The organism is Amycolatopsis sp. NPDC026612, from assembly GCF_040638285.1.
GTDB lineage: Bacteria > Actinomycetota > Actinomycetes > Mycobacteriales > Pseudonocardiaceae > Amycolatopsis.
Map to the genome: position 1 here is coordinate 187,091 of NZ_JBEZYB010000001.1, position 24,818 is coordinate 211,908.

At 71.0% G+C, this 24,818-nt stretch carries 31 protein-coding genes; 15 read left to right on the forward strand and 16 right to left on the reverse strand.

All coding sequences use genetic code 11. From position 1 onward, the window contains the following. The first annotated feature begins 27 nt into the window (after nt 1-27). Nucleotides 28-1,326 carry a DUF445 domain-containing protein gene (locus tag AB0F15_RS01050; RefSeq protein WP_360263232.1) on the forward strand — a complete coding sequence of 433 codons (1,299 nt, stop codon included), beginning with the start codon at nt 28-30 and terminating at the stop codon, nt 1,324-1,326. A gap of 211 nt (nt 1,327-1,537) precedes the next feature. Here the strand turns inward: AB0F15_RS01050 and AB0F15_RS01055 are convergent, their stop codons facing one another. Beyond that, nucleotides 1,538-1,999, reverse strand: coding sequence for a CGNR zinc finger domain-containing protein (locus tag AB0F15_RS01055; protein ID WP_360263234.1), 462 nt, complete (start codon nt 1,997-1,999; stop codon nt 1,538-1,540). A gap of 91 nt (nt 2,000-2,090) precedes the next feature. Here AB0F15_RS01055 and AB0F15_RS01060 point away from each other — a divergent pair, with 91 nt between their 5' ends. From AB0F15_RS01060 to AB0F15_RS01070, 3 genes are read left to right on the forward strand one after another with little or no spacing between them, the layout of a single operon-like run. Further along, nucleotides 2,091-2,459 (forward strand): VOC family protein, encoded by a 369-nt coding sequence (locus tag AB0F15_RS01060; RefSeq protein ID WP_360263237.1) that lies wholly within the window; start codon nt 2,091-2,093, stop codon nt 2,457-2,459. A gap of 7 nt (nt 2,460-2,466) precedes the next feature. Next, nucleotides 2,467-2,862 (forward strand): zf-TFIIB domain-containing protein, encoded by a 396-nt coding sequence (locus tag AB0F15_RS01065; RefSeq protein ID WP_360263239.1) that lies wholly within the window; start codon nt 2,467-2,469, stop codon nt 2,860-2,862. Next, on the forward strand, nt 2,862-3,473 hold the full coding sequence (locus tag AB0F15_RS01070) for an AAA family ATPase (protein WP_360263242.1): 612 nt from the start codon (nt 2,862-2,864) through the stop codon (nt 3,471-3,473). The genes AB0F15_RS01065 and AB0F15_RS01070 overlap by 1 nt, the downstream gene beginning before the upstream one ends. On the opposite strand, the gene AB0F15_RS01075 is transcribed toward AB0F15_RS01070, so the two are convergent. After that, a complete protein-coding gene (locus AB0F15_RS01075) occupies nt 3,470-4,618 on the reverse strand; it encodes a methyltransferase domain-containing protein (RefSeq protein ID WP_360263245.1) in 1,149 nt (382 codons plus the stop codon). The genes AB0F15_RS01070 and AB0F15_RS01075 overlap by 4 nt on opposite strands. A gap of 147 nt (nt 4,619-4,765) precedes the next feature. Between AB0F15_RS01075 and AB0F15_RS01080 the strand changes: the two genes are divergently transcribed. From AB0F15_RS01080 to AB0F15_RS01105, 6 genes are all read left to right on the forward strand, one after another. Beyond that, nucleotides 4,766-5,191: a helix-turn-helix transcriptional regulator gene (locus AB0F15_RS01080; RefSeq protein ID WP_360263248.1), complete on the forward strand. Its 426-nt coding sequence runs from the start codon at nt 4,766-4,768 to the stop codon at nt 5,189-5,191. After that, a complete protein-coding gene (locus tag AB0F15_RS01085; RefSeq protein ID WP_360263250.1) occupies nt 5,188-5,877 on the forward strand; it encodes a hypothetical protein in 690 nt (229 codons plus the stop codon). The genes AB0F15_RS01080 and AB0F15_RS01085 overlap by 4 nt, the downstream gene beginning before the upstream one ends. A gap of 84 nt (nt 5,878-5,961) precedes the next feature. Beyond that, entirely contained in the window at nt 5,962-6,255 is a 294-nt protein-coding gene (locus tag AB0F15_RS01090) for a DUF2516 family protein (protein ID WP_360263253.1), read from the forward strand. 121 nt (nt 6,256-6,376) lie between these two features. Next, nucleotides 6,377-6,919, forward strand: a complete 543-nt coding sequence (locus AB0F15_RS01095) for a YbaK/EbsC family protein (protein ID WP_360263255.1) — start codon at nt 6,377-6,379, stop codon at nt 6,917-6,919. Next, the gene (locus AB0F15_RS01100) at nt 6,916-7,923 is read left to right on the forward strand and encodes an ornithine cyclodeaminase family protein (RefSeq protein WP_360263258.1); all 1,008 of its coding nucleotides are present in this window, start codon (nt 6,916-6,918) and stop codon (nt 7,921-7,923) included. The genes AB0F15_RS01095 and AB0F15_RS01100 overlap by 4 nt, the downstream gene beginning before the upstream one ends. Then, nucleotides 7,920-9,368, forward strand: coding sequence for an aromatic amino acid lyase (locus tag AB0F15_RS01105; protein ID WP_360263261.1), 1,449 nt, complete (start codon nt 7,920-7,922; stop codon nt 9,366-9,368). The genes AB0F15_RS01100 and AB0F15_RS01105 overlap by 4 nt, the downstream gene beginning before the upstream one ends. Nucleotides 9,369-9,839: 471 nt before the next feature. On the opposite strand, the gene AB0F15_RS01110 is transcribed toward AB0F15_RS01105, so the two are convergent. Next, on the reverse strand, nt 9,840-10,037 hold the full coding sequence (locus AB0F15_RS01110; protein ID WP_360263263.1) for a hypothetical protein: 198 nt from the start codon (nt 10,035-10,037) through the stop codon (nt 9,840-9,842). 7 nt (nt 10,038-10,044) lie between these two features. Beyond that, complete coding sequence (locus tag AB0F15_RS01115) at nt 10,045-10,224, reverse strand: hypothetical protein (RefSeq protein WP_360263266.1); 180 nt, start codon at nt 10,222-10,224, stop codon at nt 10,045-10,047. 251 nt (nt 10,225-10,475) lie between these two features. On the opposite strand from AB0F15_RS01115, the gene AB0F15_RS01120 reads away from it, so the two are divergent. After that, nucleotides 10,476-11,039 carry a cadmium resistance transporter gene (locus tag AB0F15_RS01120; RefSeq protein WP_360263269.1) on the forward strand — a complete coding sequence of 188 codons (564 nt, stop codon included), beginning with the start codon at nt 10,476-10,478 and terminating at the stop codon, nt 11,037-11,039. A gap of 194 nt (nt 11,040-11,233) precedes the next feature. Here AB0F15_RS01120 and AB0F15_RS01125 read toward each other — a convergent pair whose 3' ends face one another. Together AB0F15_RS01125 and AB0F15_RS01130 are read right to left on the reverse strand one after the other, a co-directional pair. After that, nucleotides 11,234-11,944: an ABC transporter permease subunit gene (locus AB0F15_RS01125; RefSeq protein WP_360263272.1), complete on the reverse strand. Its 711-nt coding sequence runs from the start codon at nt 11,942-11,944 to the stop codon at nt 11,234-11,236. Beyond that, nucleotides 11,941-12,639, reverse strand: coding sequence for an ABC transporter permease (locus tag AB0F15_RS01130; protein ID WP_360263275.1), 699 nt, complete (start codon nt 12,637-12,639; stop codon nt 11,941-11,943). Before AB0F15_RS01130 ends, AB0F15_RS01125 begins: the two co-directional genes overlap by 4 nt. 136 nt (nt 12,640-12,775) lie before the next feature. Here AB0F15_RS01130 and AB0F15_RS01135 point away from each other — a divergent pair, with 136 nt between their 5' ends. Then, nucleotides 12,776-13,696 carry an ABC transporter substrate-binding protein gene (locus tag AB0F15_RS01135; protein WP_360263278.1) on the forward strand — a complete coding sequence of 307 codons (921 nt, stop codon included), beginning with the start codon at nt 12,776-12,778 and terminating at the stop codon, nt 13,694-13,696. Between the two features lie 57 nt (nt 13,697-13,753). Here the strand turns inward: AB0F15_RS01135 and AB0F15_RS01140 are convergent, their stop codons facing one another. Genes AB0F15_RS01140 through AB0F15_RS01175 form a run of 8 tightly spaced genes read right to left on the reverse strand, consistent with a single transcriptional unit; the run spans nt 13,754 to nt 21,620 of the window. Beyond that, nucleotides 13,754-14,533: a class I SAM-dependent methyltransferase gene (locus tag AB0F15_RS01140; protein ID WP_360263280.1), complete on the reverse strand. Its 780-nt coding sequence runs from the start codon at nt 14,531-14,533 to the stop codon at nt 13,754-13,756. Nucleotides 14,534-14,562: 29 nt separating this feature from the next. Continuing rightward, a complete protein-coding gene (locus tag AB0F15_RS01145; RefSeq protein WP_360263283.1) occupies nt 14,563-15,033 on the reverse strand; it encodes a MarR family transcriptional regulator in 471 nt (156 codons plus the stop codon). Nucleotides 15,034-15,064: 31 nt separating this feature from the next. Next, nucleotides 15,065-17,737 carry a fumarate reductase/succinate dehydrogenase flavoprotein subunit gene (locus AB0F15_RS01150; protein WP_360263286.1) on the reverse strand — a complete coding sequence of 891 codons (2,673 nt, stop codon included), beginning with the start codon at nt 17,735-17,737 and terminating at the stop codon, nt 15,065-15,067. Further along, nucleotides 17,734-18,453 (reverse strand): ABC transporter ATP-binding protein, encoded by a 720-nt coding sequence (locus AB0F15_RS01155; RefSeq protein ID WP_360263289.1) that lies wholly within the window; start codon nt 18,451-18,453, stop codon nt 17,734-17,736. The genes AB0F15_RS01150 and AB0F15_RS01155 overlap by 4 nt, the downstream gene beginning before the upstream one ends. After that, nucleotides 18,450-19,283 (reverse strand): ABC transporter permease, encoded by an 834-nt coding sequence (locus AB0F15_RS01160; protein WP_360263291.1) that lies wholly within the window; start codon nt 19,281-19,283, stop codon nt 18,450-18,452. Before AB0F15_RS01160 ends, AB0F15_RS01155 begins: the two co-directional genes overlap by 4 nt. Continuing rightward, the gene (locus tag AB0F15_RS01165) at nt 19,280-20,668 is read right to left on the reverse strand and encodes an ABC transporter substrate-binding protein (protein ID WP_360263294.1); all 1,389 of its coding nucleotides are present in this window, start codon (nt 20,666-20,668) and stop codon (nt 19,280-19,282) included. The genes AB0F15_RS01160 and AB0F15_RS01165 overlap by 4 nt, the downstream gene beginning before the upstream one ends. Further along, nucleotides 20,665-20,892 carry a ferredoxin family protein gene (locus AB0F15_RS01170; protein ID WP_103337264.1) on the reverse strand — a complete coding sequence of 76 codons (228 nt, stop codon included), beginning with the start codon at nt 20,890-20,892 and terminating at the stop codon, nt 20,665-20,667. Before AB0F15_RS01170 ends, AB0F15_RS01165 begins: the two co-directional genes overlap by 4 nt. A gap of 11 nt (nt 20,893-20,903) precedes the next feature. Beyond that, nucleotides 20,904-21,620 carry a GntR family transcriptional regulator gene (locus AB0F15_RS01175; RefSeq protein WP_360263298.1) on the reverse strand — a complete coding sequence of 239 codons (717 nt, stop codon included), beginning with the start codon at nt 21,618-21,620 and terminating at the stop codon, nt 20,904-20,906. Between the two features lie 199 nt (nt 21,621-21,819). On the opposite strand from AB0F15_RS01175, the gene AB0F15_RS01180 reads away from it, so the two are divergent. Next, complete coding sequence (locus AB0F15_RS01180; RefSeq protein ID WP_360263301.1) at nt 21,820-22,254, forward strand: SRPBCC family protein; 435 nt, start codon at nt 21,820-21,822, stop codon at nt 22,252-22,254. Between the two features lie 98 nt (nt 22,255-22,352). Next, complete coding sequence (locus tag AB0F15_RS01185; RefSeq protein WP_360263304.1) at nt 22,353-23,369, forward strand: NADP-dependent oxidoreductase; 1,017 nt, start codon at nt 22,353-22,355, stop codon at nt 23,367-23,369. A gap of 7 nt (nt 23,370-23,376) precedes the next feature. On the opposite strand, the gene AB0F15_RS01190 is transcribed toward AB0F15_RS01185, so the two are convergent. Further along, nucleotides 23,377-24,000, reverse strand: a complete 624-nt coding sequence (locus tag AB0F15_RS01190; RefSeq protein WP_360263307.1) for a haloacid dehalogenase type II — start codon at nt 23,998-24,000, stop codon at nt 23,377-23,379. Between the two features lie 70 nt (nt 24,001-24,070). Here AB0F15_RS01190 and AB0F15_RS01195 point away from each other — a divergent pair, with 70 nt between their 5' ends. After that, nucleotides 24,071-24,388: a helix-turn-helix transcriptional regulator gene (locus tag AB0F15_RS01195; RefSeq protein ID WP_360263310.1), complete on the forward strand. Its 318-nt coding sequence runs from the start codon at nt 24,071-24,073 to the stop codon at nt 24,386-24,388. Here the strand turns inward: AB0F15_RS01195 and AB0F15_RS01200 are convergent. Next, nucleotides 24,372-24,815 (reverse strand): MSMEG_1061 family FMN-dependent PPOX-type flavoprotein, encoded by a 444-nt coding sequence (locus tag AB0F15_RS01200; protein ID WP_360263313.1) that lies wholly within the window; start codon nt 24,813-24,815, stop codon nt 24,372-24,374. The two genes, AB0F15_RS01195 and AB0F15_RS01200, sit on opposite strands and share 17 nt — an antisense overlap. Nucleotides 24,816-24,818: the final 3 nt, after the last annotated feature.

Below are 24,818 nucleotides of genomic sequence, written 5' to 3' on the forward strand. Positions count from 1 at the left end.
TCAGCCATCCTCACGGACAATGGCGATGTGGAGCAACTGACCCCCGCGAAGGTGACGCCCGCCGACCCACCGGGCGGCGCGGCCGGTGAAGAGGAAAAGCGGCGAGCGCTGCGCAAGATGAAGCTCGTCGCGCTGTCGTTCCTGGTCGGCGCGACGCTCGTGTTCCTGCTGGCCAGCTGGGCGCAGGCGAACGGCTGGCCGGGCTGGGTCGGCTACGTGCGCGCCGCGGCCGAAGCCGGGATGGTCGGCGCGCTGGCCGACTGGTTCGCCGTCACGGCGCTGTTCCGGCACCCGCTGGGGCTGAAGATCCCGCACACGGCGATCATCCCGAACAAGAAGGACGCGCTGGGCAGCAGCCTCGGCGACTTCGTCGGGTCGAACTTCCTCTCCGAGGAGGTGGTGCGCGACAAGCTCAAGCGCGTCGAGATCGCGAAGCGGCTCGGCGGCTGGCTCGCGGAACCCGACAACGCCGAACGCGTGACGTCCGAGCTGGCCACCGTGGTCCGGGCCGCGGTGAAGGTGCTCCGCGACGAGGACGTCCAGGCGATCATGGAGCAGGCCGTCGCGCGCCGGATCATCGACAAGCCGTGGGGTCCGCCGCTGGGCAAGATCCTGCAGGGCGTGTTCGCCGACGGCGCGCACCACAAGCTCGTGGACCTGATGTGCGACCGTGGGTACGAGTGGGTGCGCGACAACCACACGACGATGCTGCGCGTGGTGTCGGACCGGGCGCCGAGCTGGTCGCCGAAGTTCGTCGACGAGATGCTCGCCGACAAGGTCTACGGCGAGGTGCTGTCCTTCGTCTGGGCGGTGAAGACCGACGTCAACCACCCGATGCGGCTGGCGCTGGACAAGTTCCTCGGCGAGTTCGCCCAGGACCTGCAGACGAACCCGGACGTGATGGCCCGCGCCGAGCAGGTCAAGGGCCAGATCGTGCACCACGACGAGGTGCAGCGGCTGATCGGCTCGGCGTGGAGCACGGCGAAGGAAATGCTGCTCACCGCCGCCGAGGACCCGTCGAGCGAGCTGCGCCGGCGTGTCCGGCTCGGGCTCACCTCGCTGGGGCAGCGGCTGATCACCGACGACCAGCTCCGCGAGAAGGCCGACGGCTGGGTCGAGGGGGCCGCGGCGTACCTCGTGAAGAACTACTCACGGGAGATCACCACGATCATCACCGACACGGTCGAGCGATGGGACGCCGAGGAGACGTCCCGCAAGATCGAGCTCCAGGTGGGCCGCGACCTGCAGTTCATCCGGATCAACGGCACCGTCGTGGGCGCGCTCGCCGGGCTCGTCATCTACGCCGTCGCGGAGCTGCTGTTCTGAGGGCCTGGACGTATACCACACCCGGGGGAGCTTCAAACCAGTTGTCCACAGGAAGCTGAGTTATCCCCCGGGTTATCCACAGGTTTTCACGGTGATGGCCTAACGGCTGTCCACAACGTATGGGGCCCGAGCGGTCCGGGGCGTGGATATGTGGTGCCGTGTCCCCAAGTTGTCCACAACCGTTCGAGGGTCCGCCGCTCGGATGAGACCCTCAGCCCGCAGCGGCACGAGCGCGCCAGCCCCGTGCCTTCTCGCGGTTGCCGCAGACCCGCATCGAGCACCACGTGCGCGAGCGGTTGCGCGACTCGTCGTAGAACGCCCAGAGGCAGGTGTCGGCGGGGCAGATCTTCAGCCGGATCCAGTCGCCGCGCACGACCAGCCGCGCGCAGGCCGCGAACACCGCGCCGACGACGTCGTCCGCGACGAGCGCCGGCCCGTCGGCGGTGAGGGCGATCCGGGTGCCGACGTCGACGCTGCCGCCGGGCAGCCGCGGGTCGCCGATCGCCGCGCGCAGGGCGTCCCGCGCCGCGCGGGCTTCGACGGCCGGATTGGCCGCCAACGCGCGCGCGGCCGCCCACTCGCGCCACTGCCCGGGATCTTCGAGCAGGTCAGTGCCCTCTTCGACGTTGACCGTGTTGAGGAACTCCACCACCAGGGAGGCGTCGGTGTGCACGTACCGAGTGTACGGCGGACGGTGGTTGCCCCCGGCGACGCTAACCCACATAATCGATTTACTGGTTATCCATGATCGAAGGGAGCGACTGATGAGCGCGGTACCGACGCTGGGCGTGGTGGCCCTCGACTGCCCCGACCCGGCCGCGCTGGCCGGGTTCTACCGGGAGGTGCTGGAGTGGGACGCGCCCGAAGCGAGCGAAGACGGGCACTGGGTCACGCTCGCCAACCCCGCGGGCGGCGCGGGCCTCGCGTTCCAGCGGGTGCCCGACTACCGGCCGCCGGCGTGGCCGTCGGCGGAGAACCCGCAGCAGCTGCACCTGGACCTGAACGTCACGGACCTGGAGGCGGCGCACGAGCGCGTGCTCGGGCTGGGGGCGAAGCTGCTCGACGACCACCCGAAGACGTTCCGCGTCTACGCCGACCCGGCGGGCCACCCGTTCTGCCTCTGCGCCTGCTGAGTCGCTTTTGCGTAGTCTCGGCGGTGTGATTTGTCCGAAGTGTCAGAACCAGATGCGGACCGTGGCCAAGAACGGCGTCCACATCGACCAGTGCGACGGCTGCCGCGGGATCTTCCTCGACCGCGGTGAGCTCGAGGCCATCGTCGGTGCGGAAAGCTCGTTCTACGGTCAGCAGCCGCCGCCGTACCAGGGCGGTCACGGCCGCCCCGACTCCCCGCGCCCCTACCGCGGCGGCCACCCCGACTCGCCGAAGGCGTACCGCGGCGGCCATCCGGACTCGCCGCGCCCGCACCGCGGGGGCTACGCGGACTCGCCGCGCCCGCACCGCGGGTACTCGGATTCGCCGCGGCCGTACGGCCACGGGAACCGCAAGCGCAGCTTCCTCGAGAACCTCTTCGACTGATGGGTCTCGACCTGCGGATCTGCCCGGCGTGCGGTGAGCTGGCGGACCGCCCGGTCGTCGCGGGCACGGTCATCACGTGCGGCAAGTGCGGGCACGAGTGGCCGTTCCGGAAGCTGCCCCTGTTCGCGCTGACCGGTCCCAGCGGTGCCGGGAAGTCGACGATGGGGCCGCTGTTGGCGGCCCGGTTCGCCGGCGACGTCGTCGTGCTGGAGCAGGACATCCTCTGGATCGACGCCCTGCACGACGACGTCGCGGCGTTCCGCTCGGTCTGGCTGCGGATGGCGGCGATGCTGCACCAGAACGGCCGCCCGGTCGTGCTGTGCGGGACGGTGGCGCCCCCGGAGTTCGAGCCGTTGCCGGAGCGCGCGTTCTTCAGCGACATCCACTACCTGGCCCTGGTCGGCTCGGCGGAGTCGTTGCGCGCCCGGCTGAGGGCGCGCCCGGCGTGGCGCGAGTGGGACGAGCCGCGGATCGACGAGATGCTGGAGTTCAACGACTGGCTGCGGAAGTCGGGCCCCGGACTCGGCGTCGACCTCTTCGACACCACGGAGGTGTCCCCGGAGGCGGCGGCCGATCACGTGGAGAAGTGGATCCGCGCCCGGCTGCCCTAGTCCAGCGGCCAAGTGCGGCCGTCCGGGGAGTCGAGCCAGAACTTCTGGCGGCCGCCGGTCACCGTCACCCCGAACCGGTCGCGGTCCGGCTTGCCCAGCTCGCACCACTCGACGTAGGCGGCCTCGGCCAGCTCCCACAACGCCCGCGGGCCGCCCTGGGCCACCTCGTCCGCGCCGCGGCGCTTGCGGTGGCGGACCCACGAGCCGTCCGGGTGGATCAGCGCGACGTCCGGTGCGTCGTCGTCGCCGCCTTCGCGCACCGGCCGGACACCGGGCAGTGCGAGTCCCGCGAAGAACTCGAACTGCCTGCGGGGCTGGAGCACCGTCGCCATCGGCAGCCGCGTCTGCTCCCAGTCGCCGCGCGACGGCATCGGTACCGGCCCGGCCTCCGGCAGCCGGTGCGCGCGAAGCGGCATGAAGCGGCCGTCCCGCGCGAGGACGCGGCCTTGCGCGGTGCCGTCCTCGCCGACGACCAGCCGGACCAGCCCGGCGCCGATCGGGCGGTTCAGTGTCGTGACGATCAGGCCGCCCGGCGCCGTCTGCGCCGGCCAGGCCGCCGGGATCGACGTCACCGAAGCGGTGCACAGCACCCGGTCGAAGATCGCGCCGGCCGGGAAGCCGAGCGCGCCGTCGCCCACCGCGCAGGCCGGGTGGTGGCCGGCCGCGGCCAGCCGTTCGCGCGCCGCCGCGGCGATCACCGGGTCGATGTCCACAGTGGACACTTGACCGGCCCCGCAGCGGTGGCTCAGCAGAGCGGCGTTGTACCCGGTGCCGGTGCCGATCTCGAGCACGCAGTGCCCGTCGCGCACCCGCAGCTCCTCGAGCATGATCGCCATGATCGACGGCATGCTCGACGAGCTCGTCGGCGTGCCCTCGACCGGGCCGGTGCGCCGGGCGGCCTCCCAGCGGTCCGGGTCGTCGTCGAGCTGCGTGACCAGCACGTCACGGGAGTAGACGGTCTCCAGCCAGCCCGGATCGCCGCGGTCGACCGCCGCCCACAGCCCGCCCGCCGGCACGAAGAACCGCGGGAGGAAGACGTGGCGGGGCACCGCGCGGAAGGCGGCGATCCACTCCGGCGCGTGCAGGACGTCCTCGTCGAGCAGGTGCTCGACGAGGCGCCGCCGCAGCCGGGCCGAGCGCGTCATGGGACCACGGTAGCGGTGAGCACCACCACACCCGATAGTTGCAAGCAGAGTGCTTGCAATAGCTAGCACTCGGGCGTACCGTCGAAGGTGTCGCGAGGAGGTGACCGGATGGCAGAGACCGGTGGGACATCAGGATCCGGAAGTCCCATGGAAAAGGTCGCGGACATCGCTTCCGACATCGGCGAGTACATCCGCCAGCAGCGCAACACCGCGAAGATCTCGTTGCGCCAGCTGTCGAAGCTCGCCGGCGTGTCCAACCCGTACCTGAGCCAGATCGAGCGCGGGGTCCGCAAGCCCAGCGCGGAGATCCTGCAGCAGATCGCCAAGGGCCTGCGCATTTCGGCGGAAGCGCTGTACGTGCAGGCCGGGATCCTCGACCTGCCGACGGGCGGGCCGGTGGGCGACGCGATCCGCGCCGACGCCGAGCTGACCGAACGGCAGAAGCAGGTCCTGCTCGACGTTTACGAGTCCTTCCGCCGGGAGAACGCCGCGGCACGGCCGGCCGCCGGGTCCGCTCCCACCACGGACACCCCAGACACAGCTTCAGCCGCGAACCCCAAGGAGTCAGCATGACCACCCCCAAGACCGAAGACGTCAAGAAGGCCGTCACCACCGCCCTCGACCAGGTCCGCACCCCGCTGCTCGCCGCGCTCGGCGCCGGCAACCTGGCCACCCACGCCGTGACCGACGCCGTGGCGAAGGCCAAGGAGAACGTGACCAAGAGCGGCGAGGTCGCCCGCAAGAACCTGCAGGAGCTGCCGACCGACGTCGAGAGCCTCCGCGAGAAGCTGGACCCGGCCGAGCTGCGCAAGGTCATCGACGAGTACACCGAGGCCGCGCTCAAGCTGTACAACAAGCTGGCCGAGTCGGGCGAGCAGGCGTGGGACAAGATCGCCACGCAGCCGCAGGTCAAGAAGGCCATCGAGCAGCTCGAAGAGGCCCTGACCACCGCGCAGGGCCAGGCCGAGGTCGTCAGCACCGAGGTCCGCGAGCGCGTCGACGGTGTGCTGGCCAAGGTGACCAAGCGCACCCGCTCCGCCGGCGAGAAGGCCGCCCGCAAGGTGAGCAAGGCCGCCGACGACGCGGCCGACGCCGTCGAGGAGCTGGGTGACGACGTCGCCCACGAGACCCGCTCGGTCAGCCGCAAGGTCGCGAACAAGACGGCCCCGAAGACGGCCGCCCCGGCCCGCCGCACCACCACGTCGACCACCACCAGCGCCGCCGCGAAGAAGCCGGCCGCGCCGAAGACCGACAAGTGACATCGCCGTGAAGACCCGGCCCCGCCACCGCACCACCGGTGGCGGGGCCGGGGTCGTTCGGGCGGTTTGCCGTAAGCTGTCGCTGTGCTAGTCGCCATCTGGATCCTCAACGTCATCCACTGGGGCAGCGCGCTGGTCGGCCTCTTCGCCTTCGTGCACGCGCTGCTCCAGCGTGCCGACGCCTATTCGGCCGCCGACCGCAAGACCAAGCCGATCTGGATGCTGATCACCGGTGGCGCAACGCTCGCCATGGCCCTGTTCAACGTGATGGGCCCCGGAATGATCTTCTGGGTTCCGGCGATGGCCGCGGCCCTGGTCTACATCGTGGACGTCCGCCCCAAGCTGATCGAAGTCCAGCGCGGCGGCTCCAACTGGTGAGCCGGGTCCCGCCGAGCCGTTCCGTACGGTGAGCCGGGTCCTGCCGAGCCGAGCCGTTCCGCTCCGTGAGCCTCCTTCCCGCCTTCGCCACTCCCGGCGGGGGCGCTGTTTTAATGGGGTCGTGACCTGGACCATCGCCGGGAGCCTCACGGTCGTTCCCGCCCCCACGCGTACTGACCTGCTCGCCGAGCCCGTGGCCAAAGTCCTGGCCGCGCTCGCCGACCCGGACGCCGTCGGCGTCGCGGAGATCGACCCGTCGCTCGCCGACACGGCCGCCTTCTGCGAGGCCTACGGCTCGCCGCTCGAAGCGTCCGCGAACTGCGTCGTCGTCGCCGGCAAGCGCGCGGGCGAAGTCCGCTTCGCGGCCGCGCTCGTGCTCGCGACCACCCGCGCCGACGTCAACGGCGTGATCAAGCGCCGCCTCGACGTCCGCAAGGCGTCGTTCGCGCCGATGGACGAAGCCGTCTCGCTGACCGGGATGGAGTACGGCGGCATCACGCCGGTCGGCCTGCCTGCCGAGTGGCCCATCCTGCTCGACCGGCGCGTCGCCGACGCACCCGAGCTCGTCATCGGCAGCGGGATCCGCGGCAGCAAGGTGCTGATCTCCGGCGCCGCGCTGGCCGCCTTGCCCGGCGCCGAGGTCATCGAGGACCTCGCCCGGTGACGTCCGTCTGGCTCCGGTACCTGACCGGTGCCGACATCGACTCGCTCGGCGTCACGGACGCGGACATCGTCGGCGCGGTCGAGGACGTGCTCGCCGACCACGGTCGCGGCCAAGTCGTGTTCGAGCCGCGCACGCACCTCGTGCCGGACAACGGCGGCAAGGGTCACTTCAACATCCTCCGCGGCCACCTGTCTGCGAAGCAGGTCAGTGGCGTGAAGGTCGTCGGTGATTTCGTGGGGAACTTCGAACGGGGCCTCCCTTCGGAAATGGCGTTGATCCTGCTGCTCGACCCGGACACCGGCATGCCGCGGGCGATCGTCGACGGCACGATGATCACCGAGGCCCGCACCGGCGCGATGACCGCCGTCGGCGCGAAGTACCTGGCCCGCCCCGGTTCGCGGGTGCTCGGGCACATCGGCGCCCGCGGTACCGCCTGGTGGAACGTCGTGCTGCTCGACTCGTTGTTCGACTTCGCCGAGATCCGGGTGACCAGCAAGCGCCCGGAATCCCGCGAGGACTTCGGCCGCCGGCTGTCCGAACGGCTCGGCAAGGACGTCCGCGTCTGTGCCACGGCCGAGGAGACCCTGGACGGTGCGGACATCCAGGTCGAGGCCTCCCGGCTCGTCGAACCCGAGGCGCTGGTGCGCCGCGAGTACCTCCGGCCGGGCACCTTTCTGGTGCCCTACGGCACAATCAGCGCGCTCGAGCTCACGCTGCTCGACGACATCGACAAGGTCGTCGTCGACGACTGGCGCGAATCGCGGTCCGGCAACCCGCGGTTCGGCGCCCTGCGCCCGCAGCTCAACGCCGGCCTCCTCACCGCGGACGGGGTCCACGCCGAGATCGGCGACATCGTGGCGGGCAGCAAACCCGGCCGCGAGTACGACGCCGAACGGATCCTGTTCTGGCACCGCGGACTGTCCACAACGGACATCGCGGTGGCGAACATGATCCTCGCCCGTGCCGAGGCTTCCGGCGTCGGCACCATACTGCCCTATCGATGATCGTCTCCGACAGCGAGTTCGCTGACAGTGAACGGTTGGTTCTGGACAAACCGCTGGTAGAGGCCCTGAAACTGCGTCGGAACGAGCTCTTGACAGCGCTGGCGGAGCGGGAAAAGCCGGTCTACGGCGTCAACACCGGGATGGGACGCCTCGCCGGTGTCGCGCTCGATCCGCGGCGGCAGGCGGAACACCAGCGCAACCTGCTGATCGGCCGCGCGGTCGGCGGACCGCCGTGGCTGCCGCCCGAGGACGTCCGAGCGCTGCTCGTCGTCCGGCTGCGCGACTTCCTGCGACCGTGGTCGGGGGTGAGCCCGGAGCTGGTGCAGTTCCTGGTGGACCGGTTGAACGACGGTTTCACGCCCGCTGTCCCGCGCTTCGGGCTCGGCAGCTCGGGCGAGATCATCGCGCTGTCCCACGCTTTTCAAACGTTTCTCGGCATCGGCACGGTTTTGGAGGACGGCGTCGAAGTGCCGGCCGCTTCGGCGCTTGCTGCGCGTGGTGCCACGCCTTATGTCCTTGGGCCGAAGGAAGGTGCTTCCCTGCTTCAGGGTTCTCCGCTGGCGGTGATGCACGCTGCGCGTGGCTGGGCCGAAACCCAGCAACTCATCGACCTGCAGACGCTCACCGCGGCGATGGCGATCGACGTGCTCGGCGCGCCGCGTGCGGTGTTTTCCCCGGTCATGGCGGGCGGCGACGATCACCTGCGGGCGTTGCTGCACGAGCTGACCGAGCTGGTCGGCATCGGCCCGGTGCGGGCCGGTGTGGTGCAGGCCCCGCTTTCGGTGCGGGTCGCGCCGCGGGCGCTGGCGCACGCTTCCCGCGTCACCGGCGATTTGCGCGAGACCCGGCGACGCTGGGAAACGATGCCCGGCGATTCGCCGTCCTTCGTCGACGGTTCGTTCATCCCGGGGACGGGCTACCACGCCGTGGACCTGGGGTTGCGGATGGACGCGGTGACGGCCGCGCTGGTCCACGTCGGGGAAATCTCGGTGCAGCGGACGCACCGCCTGACGGACGAGCGGTTCAGCGGATTGCCGTCGCAGCTCACGGCCGATCCCGGGCCACAGGCGGGATTGGCCCCGCTGCACAAGCGGGCGGCCGGCGAATTGCAGGCGCTGCGACGGCTCGCGGCACCGGCCACGCTCGGTTCGATCGACACCTCGGCCGGTCAGGAGGACGTGCAAGCGTTTGCGACGGCGGCCGGCGAACAGTTGCGCGCGGCGGCTTCGCACCTTTTCGCGATCACGGCGTGCGAGCTGATCACGGCATCGCAGGCACGCCATTTGGCCGGCGGGGACGGTGTGCCGGGGCTTCGCGCGGCTTACGGGTGGGTGCGGTCGGTGGTGCCGCCGCTGGCCGAGGACCGCCCGCTCGGCCCCGAGGTCGAGCGCTTGATCGCCGCTTGCCGGGCGGCCTTCTTCACCGACTTGGCGACGCTCACTTAGATCGGCCGGGTGCCGCTGACTCCCCGGCCCGCGGAGGGTCCAGTGCGCTTGGGCGGCGGTCTTCGGAGCGGGAGCCACGTCCGGATTCGCTGACCCGCCCACCGATTCCGGAGCGTGTGGCCGCATGGCCGAGACGTGTCGCCGGCCGGCAGCGCGCTCGTGACTCTGCCGAAATCCAGCCCGGCCCGCGGGGGCGCCCCCCGTCTCCACGCTAGTGCGCGGCACCGACTATTCCGGGCGCCGCAAGAGAAATCCACGGAGTTGTCCACAGGTTGCCCAGATGTGGACAACCAGCCTTCGGACGCCGCCGGAACGGACAGCCGGGCCGAGCGGCGCGCTACTTTCGGTGTGCGCCCTCCGGGGACGCGGACCCCGGGGAAGGAGGGATACGACGGCGGGTCCGCGTGAAGGTGAGGGTGCGGCCATACGGGCGGAAGCCCAGCGCGCGATACAGAGGAGGGCACCCACGGATTACCCATGACCGATCATCGGATACACGACGGCTTCGCGAGCGCCGGCGTAGTGGACCGCGCGGGCGAGCCCGGTGCGACGGAACTCCGGCAAAGTTCCGACGGGCTCCAGCTCGCCGACAGCATTGCGCTCGTCGAGCCAGATCAGGCACTGGGCAACGAACCGGCCGGAGCGCACCACCGGCTCGGGCAGATCCACGAGGAGGCTAGATAGATACGACTGGAAACAGAGCGGCGACGACATGCTTCTCGGCGTCGACCACCGTGACAGCGAGCTCGGCCGCGGAGGCGGTGTCTTCGAACCAGCGGAGCACTTCGGATGTGAGTTCGGGGAGCGCCGGATCCACGAGCAGCGCCAGTTCACCGGGTAGCGAAATCCAGCCCACGCGATGACTTCGCCGCCCGCTTCCCACACCACGGTCGGCCACTCGGCTTCCCGGCCGGCGTGCTGGAACCGCTGCCACGCGGGGTCCCCGACGTGCACCGAACTCGCCTTCGACCAGATCCGCTGGGCCGGCCTCGGCATGGCCCGCAGGTCCGCTGGACCGGAGTAGCCGCGTCGCGTGACGACGGGCACGGGCAGAATCGTCCTGTGCCGCACCGGCCGTCGCCAAGCGGTTTTACCGCGGAGGTGGGTGTGGACGCCGGACTGCTCGGGCGCGCGGCCGCGATGTTCGCGGCGACGAACGTCGACGACCTCGTGCTGCTCGCGGTGTTCTTCGGCCAAGCGGCCGGGCGTCGCGGCGAGCTCAAGGTCGTGGGCGGGCAGTTCCTCGGCTTCGCGGCGATCCTGGCCGTGTCGGTCGCGGGGGCGCTCGGAGCCGGGCTGCTGCCGGACGGTGCCGTCCGCTGGCTGGGCGTGCTGCCGGTGCTGCTCGGCATCCGCGCGGCCTGGCAGGCGTGGCGCCAGGACGACGACGAGCCGGCATCGGCGGGCGGACTGCTCGGGATCGCGACGGTGTGCTTCGCCAACGGCGGCGACAACGTCGGCGTGTACGTCCCCGCGTTCGCCGCGACCGGGCCCGCGGGCCTGGTGGGCTACGTGGTGGTGTTCCTGGTGGGCGTCGCGGTGTGGTGCGTCGCCGGGCGGTTCCTCGCGACCCGTCCGAGCGTCGCCCGGGTGCTCGCGCGGTGGGGACACGTCGTGCTGCCGGCGGTGTTGATCACGCTCGGCGTGCTGATCCTGGTCGGCGCGTTCTAGCTAGTGGGCGATCGGCCGGGTGGGGCCAGGTGCTGGCCGTCGTGTGCGGCGTGGCCTCTGGCGTGGCGGCGTTGTGTGGCGGCCATCGGGATGGTGCCGAGGTGGCGAGCCTGGCGCTGGGCCTCGGCCGTCGTGCGGTGGTGGGCTCGGCCGCGTCGGCGATGACCAGTGCGTGGCGCCGGGCCGCGGTCGCGCTAGTCGCGGCGTGCGTTCTGCAGGGCGAGGCCGCGCGGTGTCGCCAGGCGCGTGATCAGGGCGAACGCGCCGTCGCACAGGAGGGCCAGCACCACCGCTGCCAGGCCGCCGGCGAAGATTGCGCCGTAGCCTTGGGCGCCTACCGCGAAGCCGTCGACTATGTAGCGGCCCAGGCCGCCGCCGTCGTTGACGATTGCTCCGATCGCGACCGTGGCGATCAGCTGGAGGAACGCCACCCGGGCGGCCGCCAGGATCACCGGGGACGCCAGCGGGAGCTCGAGGCGCACCATGATCTGCGACTCGCGGTAGCCGGTGCCGCGGGCGGCGTCGACCGTCTCCTGCTCCAGGGACACCACGCCCGCGTACGTGTTGGTGAACAGCGGCGGCATCGCCAGCGCGACCAGGGCCAGCAGCAACGGCCAGAACGTCGTGTCCAGCTCCCAATGGCTGGCCAGGAACCAGAACAGGATGATCAACCCGAAACTGGGGATCGCCCGGCCGATGTTCACCGCGCTGCTCGCGAGGAACGCGCCGCGGCGGTAGTGGGCCAGCCACAGCGCCGCCGGGACCGTCAGCACCGCCGCGATCACCAGAGCGAGGAGGGAAAACCTGAGGTGCTCCAGCGTCCGGTAGGGGACGCCCGCCCGGTCGGTCCAGCTCCAGCGGTTCGGGTCGGTGAGCCACGCGTTCAGCTGGTCGAGGAAGTTCATCGCGCCCGCACCTTCCGGGTCCAGGGCGTCAGGAGGCGCTCGCCGAGCCAGAGCAGGAGGTCGACGACCACCGCCAAGACCACCGACAGCGCCATGCCGACGATGATCTCCGTCGAATTGGGCGTCGCGTTCTGGATGCCGTTGCGGATGAAGTACCCGAGACCGCCGAGGCCGAGCATGGACGTGACCGTGACCAGGCCGATGGTCGTCACCGCGGCGACGCGCAGGCCGGCGATGACCACCGGCAGGGCCAGCGGCAGTTCGATCTGCCAGAGCAGCCGCCTGCGGGTGAAACCCATGCCGGTCGCGGCCTCGCGGACCTCCGTGGGCACCTGGTCGACGCCGATGACGATGTTGCGGACCAGGATGAGCAGCGTGTACGTCGCGAGGGGGATCACCGCGGTCGTGAACGTCAGCCCGAAGAACGGCCGCAGAACGGCGAACGCACCCAAACTCGGTATCACGTACAACGCGCCCGTGGTGCCCAGGATGAACCCGTACGTGCGGCGGAAGCGCAGCGACAACAGGGCCAGCCCGATCGAAACCACGAGACCGATGCCGAGCGCGGTGGCGGTCAGCGAGATGTGCTCGAGGAGGCGCTGCACGATGACGTCGGCGTTGCGGTCCACCCACTTCCACTGGAAGATCGGCGGTCCGCTGTCAGCGGCCAGCGGCGTCACCGCGGTCACGTGCACCGGCCGACCCTACCTCGATCGGACGAGAAGTTCCGCGGACTGGGAATTTCGGGAGCTTTCTCCCACGATGTGGATTCTTGTCGGGGGTCGGCGCTAGGGTCCTTTCGTCTGTTCGAGTGACGAGGGAGTGGGATTCGTGCGCTGGTTCCGGAACGCGTCCGTGGTGGCGGTGGCCGTCGCGGCGACGCTCGGTTTGGCCGCCTGCGGCGGCAGCGACAGCGGTGACAAGCCCGCCGCGCAGAGCAAGGGTGGGGCGCCGATCATCGTCGCGTCCTTCAACTTCACCGACAGCCAGATCCTCGCCGAGATCTACGCGCAGGCGCTGGAAGCCAAGGGCTATCCGGTGACGCGCAAGCTGAACCTCGGCTCGCGGGAACTGATCTACCCGTCGCTGAAGTCGGGTGAACTGCAGTTCGTCCCCGAGTACCAGGGCGCGGCGATCACCACCGGCTTCGGCAAGGAGGCGGGCAAGACCGCGCAGGAGGAGCACGAGCAGCTGGCGAAGCTGTTCGAACCCAGCGGCGTCGGGCTGCTGAACTTCGCCGCCGCCGAGGACAAGAACACCTACATCATCAAGTCCGACCTGGCCAAGGAAAAGGGCATCGCTTCGATCAGCGACCTGAAGAAGCTCGACAAGGTCGTCATGGCCGGCCCGCCGGAGTGCGAGAAGCGCCTTCCGTGCTTCCTCGGCTTCAAGGACGTCTACAAGCTGACGAACGCCAGCTTCCAGACCATCCAGGAGGCCGGGCCGCGCGTCGAGCAGCTCAAGTCCGGGGCTGTCACGGTCATCCCGGTCGACTCGGTCAGCCCGCTGACCGGTGACTCGAAGTACACGGTGCTCAAGGACGACCTCGGCATCGTGCCGACCGAGAACGTCGTGCCCGCGGTGAACAAGAAGGTGCTCGACGAGCGCGGTGCCGACTTCGCCAACGCCGTGAACGCCGTCAGCGCGAAGCTGACGACTGACGTCATGCGGGACCTCAACAAGCGCGTCGACTCCGACGGCGAACGGGCCGAAGACGTCGCGAAGGACTGGCTGGCCCAGGCCGGTCTCTGACCCCTGGTACCGCAGGCCGCCCCGGCTGGGGGCGGCCTGCGGCCGGGGCGGCCGAAATCAGGCGAGCCCGCGGACGACCCACGCGCGGGCCGAGAGCGGGATCGAGCCGTCCGGGTTCGCCGGCAGGCGGCTGCGCAGGAGGTCGCGGATCCGGTCGCGGTGCACTTCCGGCAGCGTGGCCAGGTACGACGGCGCCGGGCCCTGGGCGCCGAGGAACGGCTGCCAGTAGTCGTCGAAGTCCGTGAACACCGTCGGGATCTCGATCTCCCCGACGGACACCGCCGTGAAGCCCGCTTCCGTCCACAACCGGCCGAACGGCTCCGGGCGGCACAGCGTGAACCGGCGGCCCTCGTCCAGCTCGGCGGCCTTGTCCGGGTCGAGCTCGGTGGCCACGTCCCAGAAGCGGCGGATCAGCTCCATGCCGTCGGCGAGGTCCCACAGGTACGCCGCGGCCAGTCCGCCCGGCCCGGTCACCCGCGCGATCTCCGCGGCCGCGCGGGCCGGTTCGGGGACGAAGTTCAGCACCAGGCCCGACACCACCACGTCGAACCGCGCGTCCGGGAACGGCAGCGATCGCGCGTCGGCGAGGGTGAACGTCGCCCGCGGGTCGGTCACCGCCGCGCGAGCCGTTTTCAGGAATCCCTCGGACGGGTCGACGCCGTCGATCTCCGCGGGGTCGGTCGCCGCCAGCACCGCCGACGTCAGCGCGCCCGTGCCGCAGCCGACGTCGAGCCAGCGCCGGCCCGCCGGGGCGTCGAGTTGCCGGACGAACGTCTCCGCGATCCGGCGGCTCCACCGTCCGATGTAGGCCTCGTACGCCTCGCCTGACTGCCACATGCCCCGAAGTACAGCACAAAAACCGCTGGTCAGCCTCCGGTCAGTTCGCCCGTCGCGTCGTGACCCGCCGACGTCGCGCGGCGGAGGAACCCGGCGATCAGCGCCAGCTCGTCCTCGCTGTACCCCGCGCAGAGCTCGTCCATCGCGGTGTTCATCCCCGCGTAGAGCCGGAACAGCTCCGCGTTGCGGCCGCGGACCGCGCGCACCGCCACCGAGCGCCGGTCGGCCGCCTCCGGGTCGCGCTCCCGGGCGATCCAGCCGCCCTTTTGGAGCCGGTCGAGGATGCCGGTCATCGTCGCCGGGTGCAGCCCGGCACGGCGGGCCAGCGCGCTCGGGCTCAGCGGGCCGTGCCGGGCGATCAGCTCCAGGCAGTCCAGGTCGACGTCCTTGAGCGCCAGGTGGGCGCTGACCTGGTGGTTCAGCAGCGAAAGCTGGTTGCGCAGCTCCCGCAGCGACTCCTTCACCGCCACGGTCGACCGGCGGTGCGCTCGGGAACTCATATGGACCTCGTATCAGTTGGCTGGGAGCAGCCTAACCGCCGAGAGCCATCCGCGTGTATGCCCGGACGTCGGCGTCGGAGTCGGCGCGCCGCGCCTGCAGCCGCGAAGCGACCTCGGCCGAGTCCGCCCACTTGCCGAGGGCCTGGACGGCGGCCCGCCGGACGTTCGGGTGGTCGTCCTCCAACGCCCCGAGCAGCGGTTCCGACGGCGTGGCCAGTGCACCCAGCGCCGTCGCCGCGCCGCGCCGCACCTGCCACGCCGGATCGACGGTCGCGGCCACGGCGAGACCGGCCAGGTCACCGCCGCACCCGAGGTCGGCGGCAGCCGTCAGCGCGGCCGCGCGCACCAGCGGGTCCGGGTCGACGGCCAGCGCCGACACCGCCCCGGTCGAGCGGGGGTCGCCGATCGTCCCCAGCCCGGCCGCCGCCGCGACCCGGACCTCACGCGACGAATCCGCGGCCGCGGCCGCCAGCGTCGAGGCCGCGTCCAGGGAGACCAGGCCCCGCACCGCCTCCAGCCGGACCACGACCGCCGGGTCGGCCAAGGCGGCCGCGAACAGGGGCTCGTCGCCGAGCCGCAGCGCCCGCAGGACGTCCAAGGCCACCGACCGCACGTCCGCGTCGGACACCGCGAGCGCCGTCCGCAGGCCCGCGCCCAGCGACGCGGACGGCGCCAGGACCTCCACCAGTTCCCGGAGCCCCGCCGCCGCGGCGGCCCGCACCCGCGCGTCGATGTCGTGCAACGCCGTGACCAGCGCCGGCCCGAACCCGTCCGGCGCCGACTCGGTGAGCACCGCGATCGCCGTCGTCCGCACCTCGGCGTCCGGATCGGACAGATAGCCCGACAGCGAACCGAGCGAAGGCTGTTCCTCGGCCAGCGCGACGACCTCCAGCACCCGCGGCGACGAATGCGTCCGTGCCGGAGCCGGCGTGACGACGTCCGGCGGGGTGTGCCCGCTGAACGCCGTGTGGGTCCCGAGCACCTCGGCGGCGAACTCCGGCACCGAAAACTCCGGCACCGGCACCACGTACGGCGCCACCGGCCGCTTCACGAACTCCATCTCGCCGGCCGTCGTCTTGCGCAGGTTGAGGTGCGCGAGCCACGAGACGTCGTCGCGGCCGGGGTGGTCGGTCCGGTCGTGGTAGAGCCCCCACCGGCTTTCGGTCCGCACCAGCGACGCGCGGGCCGCCATCTCGGCGCAGTCGCGGATGAACGTCACCTCGGCGCAGCGCATCAGCTCGTGCGGGGTTCGCGCCCCCATCGACGCGATCTCCCCGGTCATCCGCGCGAACGTCTCGAGGGCGATCTCCAGCTTCGCCGTCGTCTTGGGCGGCGCGACGTAGTCGTTGACGAACCGCCGCAGCTTGTACTCCACCTGCTGCTGCGGCGGCCCGTCCGGAGTGGACAGTGGGCGGTAGATCAGCTCGTGGGCGTGAGCGATCTGGTCCTCCGGCAACGTGACCGAAGGCCGCACCGACCCGGCCGCGTGCGCACCCGCCAGATCGCCGTAGACGAACGCGCCGATCATGTAGTTGTGCGGCACGCACGCGAGGTCACCCGCCGCGTACAGGCCGGGGACCGTCGTCGCGCCGTGCTCGTCCACCCAGACGCCGGACGCCGAGTGCCCGCCGCAGAGCCCGATCTCCGAAATGTGCATCTCGACGTCGTGCGTGCGGTAGTCGTGGCCGCGGGTGGCGTGGAACGTGCCGCGCGTCGGCCGTTCCGTGGTGTGCAGGATGTTCTCCAGCGCGCCGAGCGTTTCCTCCGGCAGGTGCGTCAGCTTGAGGTAGATCGGGCCGCGGGCCGACGAGATCTCCTGGGCGACCTCGGCCATCATCTGCCCGGACCAGTAGTCGCAGTCGACGAAGCGATCGCCCGCCGCGTTGACCTGGTAACCGCCGAACGGGTTCGCGACGTAGGCGCAGGCCGGGCCGTTGTAGTCCTTGATCAGCGGGTTGATCTGGAAGCACTCGATCCCGGAGAGCTCCGCGCCCGCGTGGTACGCCATCGCGTAGCCGTCGCCGGCGTTGGTCGGGTTCTCGTAGGTGCCGTAGAGGTAGCCGCTCGCCGGCAGGCCCAGCCGTCCACAAGGGCCGGTCGCGAGGATCACCGCGGACGCCGAGACGGTGACGAACTCCCCGGTCCGCGTGTTGAAGCCGGCGGCACCGACCGCCCGGCCGCCCGACGTCAGGACCCGCACCGGCATCACCCGGTTCTCGATCGTGATGCGCTCGCGCATGTGCTTCTGCCGCAGGACGCGGTAGAGCACCTTCTTGATGTCCTTGCCCTCCGGCATCGGCAGGACGTAGCTGCCGGACCGGTGCACGCGCCGCACGGCGTACTCGCCGTACTCGTCCTTCTCGAACTTGACGCCGTACTTCTCCAGCCGCTGCACCATGGCGAACCCGCGTCGCGCCGTCTGGTACACCGTCGCCTGGTTGACGACGCCGTCGTTGGCGCGGGTGATCTCGGCGACGTAGTCCTCGGGGGTCGCCTTGCCCGGGATGACCGCGTTGTTCACGCCGTCCATGCCCATCGCGAGGGCGCCCGAGTGCCGGACGTGCGCCTTCTCCAGCAGCAGCACGTTCGCGCCGTGCTCGGCCGCGGTCAGCGCGGCCATCGTCCCGGCCGTCCCGCCGCCGATGACGAGGACGTCGGTCTCGAAGTGCGTCCGCGTGGACAGCGGCGGTGCCTCGAACGTCATGCCGCCACCAGCCCGTCGAGGACCTCGGTGCGCTCGGCTTCCACCGCGGGCCCCGCCGTGCGCGGCCGCGAGGACTCGACGATCTTCGCGAGCCGCCCGTCGCGGGTGAGCACCGCGACCCGGTCGGCCAGGTACAGCGCCTCGTCGACGTCGTGGGTCACGAACACCACCGTCGACGGCCGCCGTCCCCAGACCTCGACGAGCAGCCGCTGCATGGCCGTGCGCGTCTGCGCGTCGAGGGCGCCGAACGGTTCGTCGGCCAGGATCACCCGCGGGGACCCGGCGAGGGTGCGGGCCAGCTGGACGCGCTGGCGCATGCCGCCGGACAGCTCGCGCGGCAGGTGGTCTTCGTAGCCGGTCAGCCCGACCTGGGTCAGCCAGGACTCCGCTTCGGCCCGGCGGCGCGCCCGCGGCACGCGCCGGATCGCCAGCGGCAGCTCGACGTTGCGGCGCACCGAACGCCAGGGCAGCAGCCCGTCGTCCTGGAACACCAGCGCGCGCTCGGCCGAGGCGCTGCGCACCGGCACGTCCGAGGACAGGATGCGGCCCGACGACACCGGCAGCAGCCCGGCGAGCGCGCGCAGCAGGGTCGACTTGCCGCAGCCGGACGGCCCGGTGACGGCCAGGATTTCGTGCTCGGCGACGTCCAGGTGAAGGCCGGACAGGACGGCTCGCGGTCCGTAGTGGACGCTCACGTTCTCGATGCGCAGACTCACGAGTTCTCTCCTCGGGGCAGCCAGCGGGTGGCCCGCCGGCCCAGCAGTTCGACGGCGGCCGACGTGAGCCAGCCGAGCAGGCCGATGGTGAGCATCCCGACGATCACGCCGGGGTAGTCGACGACCGTGTAGGCCTGCCAGGTCCGGTAGCCGACGCCGAACTCGCCGGAGATCATCTCCGCCGAGATCACGCAGATCCACGAAACGCCCATGCCGACGGACAAGCCGCCGAACACGCCGGGCAGCGCACCCGGCAGCACGACGTTCCACAGCACGCGGCGCCGCGAGCCGCCCATCGTGCGGATCGCGTCCTCCCAGACCACCGGCAGCGCGCGCACCGCATGTCGCGTGCTCACCACCACCGGGAAGAACGCCGCGAGGAACGTGATGAACACGATGCCCTGCTCGTTGGTGGGGAAGAGCAGGATCGCGATCGGCACCACCGCGATCGCCGGGATCGGCCGCAGGACCTCCAGCAGCGGCTGGACGACGTCGGCGGTACCGCGGGACCGCGCGATCGCCGTGCCGAGCGCGATCCCGAACACCGCGGCCAGCGCGAAGCCGGTGACGATCCGGCGCAGGCTGTCGAGCAGGTCCTGGTAGTAGACGGCCGTGCCCAGCTGGTAGCCGAGGTCGCGGGCGACTTCGACGGGGGTCGGCAGCCGGTCGAAGTGCAGCCACAGGTCGACGTCGAACGCCGTGAGCAGCTCCCACAGCGCCAGCGCGGCCAGGATGCTGAACGCGCGCACGGCGAGCCGGCTGAACCGCCTTCTCGGGGGTGCGGGCGCGGCTTCCGCGACGGCGGGTTCGTGCTCGAGGGTCTGGGTCATCGGGATTCCTCCACGGCTTGCGCGTAACCGACGATCGAGCCGGGGTGCCCGGCGAGGTGGGCGCGGGCGCCGTCTTCGGTGGTGAACGGCAGCAACGCGCCGCTCGCGTCGCGCACCCAGACGGCCTTGTCCGCGAACCAGCGGGTGCCCGTGGCGGCGTCGGGAACGTAGGCCGCGCGGACCGGCTTTCCCGCGTGGGCAATGGCTTTGAGCAGGCACTCCGGCGTCGCGGCGGGGTGCGTCGCGGGTTCCCCGGCGAGCCACAGCTCGCCCGCGGTGCGGGGATCGGTGACGGCCAGGGAGCACGTGGTGTCGAATCCGGTGACCGGCGCCGGGTTGTCCGCAATGGACACCGCGCTGTCGTACGCCGGGCCGTAGACCTCCCGCAGGTACCGGTCGTCGACGAACGCGCCGAGGTCGAGCCGTTTGATGTTGCCGATCGAGCGCAGGAACGGCGTGTCGGTCTCCAGCGCGCCGATCAGCGGGCGTTTCAGCGGCAGGTCGAAGGTGACCATGCCGCCCGCGCCGTTGTAGAGGTAGACGACCTCCGCGGGCAGTTTCGTGGCGGAAGCGACCTTCTGCGCCGCGTCCATCGGGTGGGCGTGCAGGTGGTCCGTCGCGTCCCGTTGCGCGCGCAGGAACGCCGTGACGACGTCGTGGTGGGTGTCCGCATAGGACTCCCGGACGACGACGCCGTGCCACGTCGGCAGCTTCAGCGCCGAGCCGTCGTAGAGCAGCCGCGCCTGGTTCGCGAACACCAGCTGGCCCGGCCACGCGACGAACTGCCCGAGCGCGTCGACCGCGCCGGACAGCAGCCCGGACGCGCCGACCGCGGGCGCCTGGTTCTGGAGGTGGACGTCGTCGGGGCCGATGCCGACGTTCTGCAGGGCGTGCACGGTGGTGCCGTGCCCGGCCGAGCCGATGCTGGCCGAGATCTTCTTGCCGCGCAGGTCGGCCAGGGTGTGCGCGGGGGAGTCCGGCGGCACCACGACCATGTTGAGCGCGCCCAGCAGGTTGTACCCGGTGGCGGCGATCAGCTTGGTGCGGCCGTTGCCGAACTCCTGCGTGCGCGAACCGTTGATGAGCAACGGGTAATCGCCCATCGACCCGATGTCGATCTTGCCCGCGACCATCTGCGCGGTGATCGGCGCGCCGGTCGAGTAGTCTTGCCAGGTGACGTGATAGCGCTTCCCGTCCCGCTTGCCGAGCTCGGTCAGGCGCTGCTCGAAGTACCCCAGCGACCGCAGCAGCGTGCCCGCGGTGACGGTGTTGATCGTCTTCGACTGGTAGCCGATGACGACGTCGACGTCGCTCGACGACGCCGCGTTCGCGGTGCAGCCCGCGGCCAGCAGCGCGGCGGCGAGCAGGAGCCGGAGCGCCTTCACCGCAGCAGGTAAGGCATGTTGATGGTCACCGCGCCCGTGGGGCAGCGCGCCGCGCACGGCCCGCAGTACCAGCACTCGTCGACGTGCATGTACGCCTTGTCGGTGTCCGGGTCGATGGCCAGGGAATCGAGTGGGCACATGTCGACGCACAGGCGGCAGCCGTCGAGGCACTTCGACTCGTCGATCGTGACCGGGACGTCGATCCGGCTGGGCACGAGGGGCATGGTGGTCTCCTTCAGGAACGGTCGAGGCGGGCCCGCATGGTGAGGCGGTCGCCGCGCAGGCGGATGTATTCGAGGTCCACCGGGCGGCCGGACGCGAAGTGCGTCAGGCGTTCCCAGCGCAGCAGCGCCGAACCGGGCGGCACCGCCAGCACCGCGGCGGTTTCCGCGTCGGCGTTGAGGGCTTCGATGTCGATGTCGGCGTAGCCCAGCCGCTGCCCGGACGTCTCCTCGATGAGCGCGAAGACGTCCCGCCCGGCGAGGTCGTGCTCCAGCAGCGGTTTCCCGATCTCCGGCAGCAGGTAGGTGAGGTCGAGCGAGAGCGGGACGCCGTCGAGGCGCCGCAACCGTTCGAGGTAGACGACTTCGGAGCGCTCCGGCACGCCGAGCCGGTGCGCCACGACGGCCGGTGCGGGCACCAGGCCCGCCGTGCGGACGTCGTTGGTGACCTCGCCGTGCTCGCGCAGCACCTCGGCCAGGCCGGCGAGCCGGTTGAGCCCGTGCGGGTACTTGTGCCCGGTCACGACCGTGCCGACGCCCGGCTGGCGCGTGATCAGGCCGTCGTCGCGCAGCAGCGCGAGAGCTTCCCGCACGGTGTTGCGGGTCGCCGAAAACTCGGCCGTGAGCTCCTCCTCACACGGCAGCGTCTCGTCGGCCAGCACCCGGCGGCGCAGCAGGTCGGCGACCTGTCTCGCGCTGTCGGAGCGGGTCCGCCGGGGTGTGGTGGGCATGGCGGCGAGAATGGCCAGCTTGTGTTAACACCGCGTTACGCCACTTCCGGCCGCCTCGGCGAGGCTCTGACCTGCGTGAACACCTGTCCAGAGCCGACTTCCGCCGCTCAGTATCTGGGACGTCGTGAGGGCGCCCGCAGGACGTGCGCGCGGCGGTGGAATCGTGGAGTCTGTTCGCGAACTTCGGAGAAGGAGTGAAATGGGTAAGGTCACGGCCACCGCGGAGCGCACGATCGATGCTCCGGCGGACAAGGTGCGCGCGCTCGTCGCCGACTACGCCGAGACGCGGCCGAAGCTGCTCACCGAGCACTACCGCGACTACGAGGTGACCGAAGGCGGCGTCGGCGCCGGGACCAAGGCCGGCTGGAAGCTGCAGGCGACCTCCAAGCGCGTGCGCGACGTCAAGGCCACGGTCACCGAGCCGAAGCCCGGCACGCTCGTCGAGACCGACGCGAACTCCAGCATGGTCACCACCTGGACGGTCACCGAAGCGGGTGAACGCAGCGTCGTCCGGATCGAGACGACCTGGGACGGCGCCGGTGGCATCGGCGGCTTCTTCGAGAAGACCTTCGCACCCGGTGGGCTCAAGAAGATCTACGACGGCGTGCTGGAAAACCTCGCTGACATCGTGTGACGGCTCACGATCGGAATGATCGCCCCGCTTAGCCGGTTGTACGGGGAGAAATCCGGGGCCATTGCCCCGCTTGACGTCTCGACCTAGGAGTTCGCACGGTGAACGCACCCACTCAGGCCACCGAAATCCGGCTCGCTTCGCGCCCGCACGGTGTCCCCACGCAGGACAACTTCGACATCGTCGACACCGAGGTGCCGTCGCCGGGTGACAACCAGATCCTGGTGCGGAACCTGTTCATGAGCGTCGACCCCGCGATGCGCGGCCGCATGCGCGACGTGAAGTCCTACGTGGCGCCGTTCGCGGTCGGCGAGGTCATGAGCGGCGGGGCCGTCGGCGAGGTCGTCGAGTCCAACGTCGACGACGTGAAGCCGGGTGACCACGTGCTGCACCAGGCCGGCTGGCGGACGCACGCCGTGCTCGACGCCCAGCGGTTCGTGAAGGTCGACGGCGCCGCGGCGCCGCTTTCGACCTACCTCGGCGTGCTCGGCATGCCGGGCCTGACCGCGTACGCGGGGCTGCTGAAGTCGGCCGAGTTCAAGCCGGGCGACACCGTGTTCGTCTCCGGCGCGGCCGGTGCGGTCGGCTCGCTGGTCGGCCAGCTCGCGAAGCTGAAGGGCGCCAAGCGGGTCATCGGCTCGGCGGGTTCGGCCGAGAAGGTCCGGCACCTGATCGACGACCTCGGCTTCGACGCGGCCTTCAACTACAAGGACGGCCCGGTCGCCGAGCAGCTCCACGCCGCCGCGCCCGAGGGCATCGACGTCTACTTCGACAACGTCGGCGGGGAGCACCTCGAAGCCGCCATCGACGCGATCACCCTCCACGGCCGGATCGCCGTCTGCGGGATGATCTCCCAGTACAACGCCACCGAGGCGACCCCGGCGCCGCGCAACCTGTCGCAGATCATCGCCAAGCGCATCACGATCCGCGGTCTGCTGGTCCTCGACCACTTCGACCTGCAGCCGCAGTTCGTCAGCGAGATCGCGCCGCTGGTGAACTCCGGTGAGATCAAGTACTCCGAGACCGTCGTCGACGGCATCCGCAACGCGCCCGAGGCCTTCCTCGGCCTGCTGTCGGGCGCCAACACCGGCAAGATGCTGGTCCGCATCGCCGACTGAGCGCGGACTAGAGGAGCTCGGCCAGCTCCGGCAGGGCCGAGATCGTGTACGTCGGCTCGGGTGCGCCGGGCAGCGGGCGGACGCCGGGGCGGGCGAGCAACGCCGTCCGCAGCCCGGCCGCCTGCGCGCCCGCGATGTCCCAGTCGTGGGCGGCGATCATCACCGCTTGCCGGCCCGGGTAGGCGTCGAGGACCTGCCGGTAGGCCTCCGGCGCGGGCTTGAGCCTGCCGGCCTGCTCGGCCGAGAAGATCCGGTCGAAGTGCGGCGCGAGCCCCGAGTTCTGCAGCTGCGCCTCGGCCGTGGTCAGCGGCGAGTTCGTCAGCGCGACGACGTCGTGGCCCGCTTCGCGCAGCTTCACGAGACCCGCTTCGACGTCGGGGTGAGCGGGGAGTGAGCGCAGTCCTTCGCCGAGCTTCGCGAGGTCCACCTCCCGCCCGTGCCGGGCGGCGACTTCGACCGCGGCGTCACCGGCGATGCCCGCGAAGTCGCGGTACCCGCCGGACGCCGTGACCGTCAGCGCGGTGTGGATGACCAGGCCGAACCATTCGCGCCGCAGCTCGGGTCCGCCGATCGTGGCGTCCAGCCCGGCGACGTCGAGCAGGGTCTCGTTGACATCGAACACGCACAGCATGCGGCTCTCCGAAGGTTCGAAGGTTCTCGTACCTGATCGAAGGTACGACAGGTGTCGTACCATGTCCAGCATGCCCGGTGAACTGCCCGTCCCCGAGATGGCCGACGTCGATCTCGGCACGGTGCTGGCCGCGCTCGCCGACCCGCACCGCCGCGCGGTGGTGCTGGAGCTGGTGGCCGGGCAGGACACCGAGCGCGCGTGCTCGTCGTTCCCGCTGCCGATCGCCAAGTCGACCCGGACGCACCACTGGAAGGTGCTGCGCCAGGCCGGTCTGGTGCGGCAGCGTGACGCCGGGAACGGCACGTTCGTCCGCCTGCGCCGCCCGGAGTTCGACGCGAAGTTCCCCGGCCTGCTCGACGTTGTCGCCGAGCTCAGTACTGCTCGGTGAGGGCCCGTTCGTCGAGCCGCGCGTCCAGCTCCGCCGCCGGGACGACCACCGCCAGCTTCGGCCGCTTGCCCTGCACCACCAGCGAGTCGAAGAACGGCGCGTCGGACACCAGCTTCGCGCGGCCGTTGACGCGGAGCGTCTCGTTCATCCCCGGCACCAGGAACAGCAGGCCGGCGTGCGGGTTGTCGATGATGTTGCGGAAGCTGTCGATCAGCTTGTTGCCCGGGCGGTCGGCGAGCACCAGCGTCTTCTCGTCGAGCACCAGCACCGAGCCCGCCGGGTCGCCGCGCGGGGAGACGTCACACCTGCCGTCCGGGGCCGACGTCGCCAGCAGCACGAACGGCGAGTGCTCGATCAGGTTCCGCGCGTGTCCGTCGATCCGGTCGATGACCTTCTTCTGCGTCAGCTCGGCCACTTCGCCGACCATGCC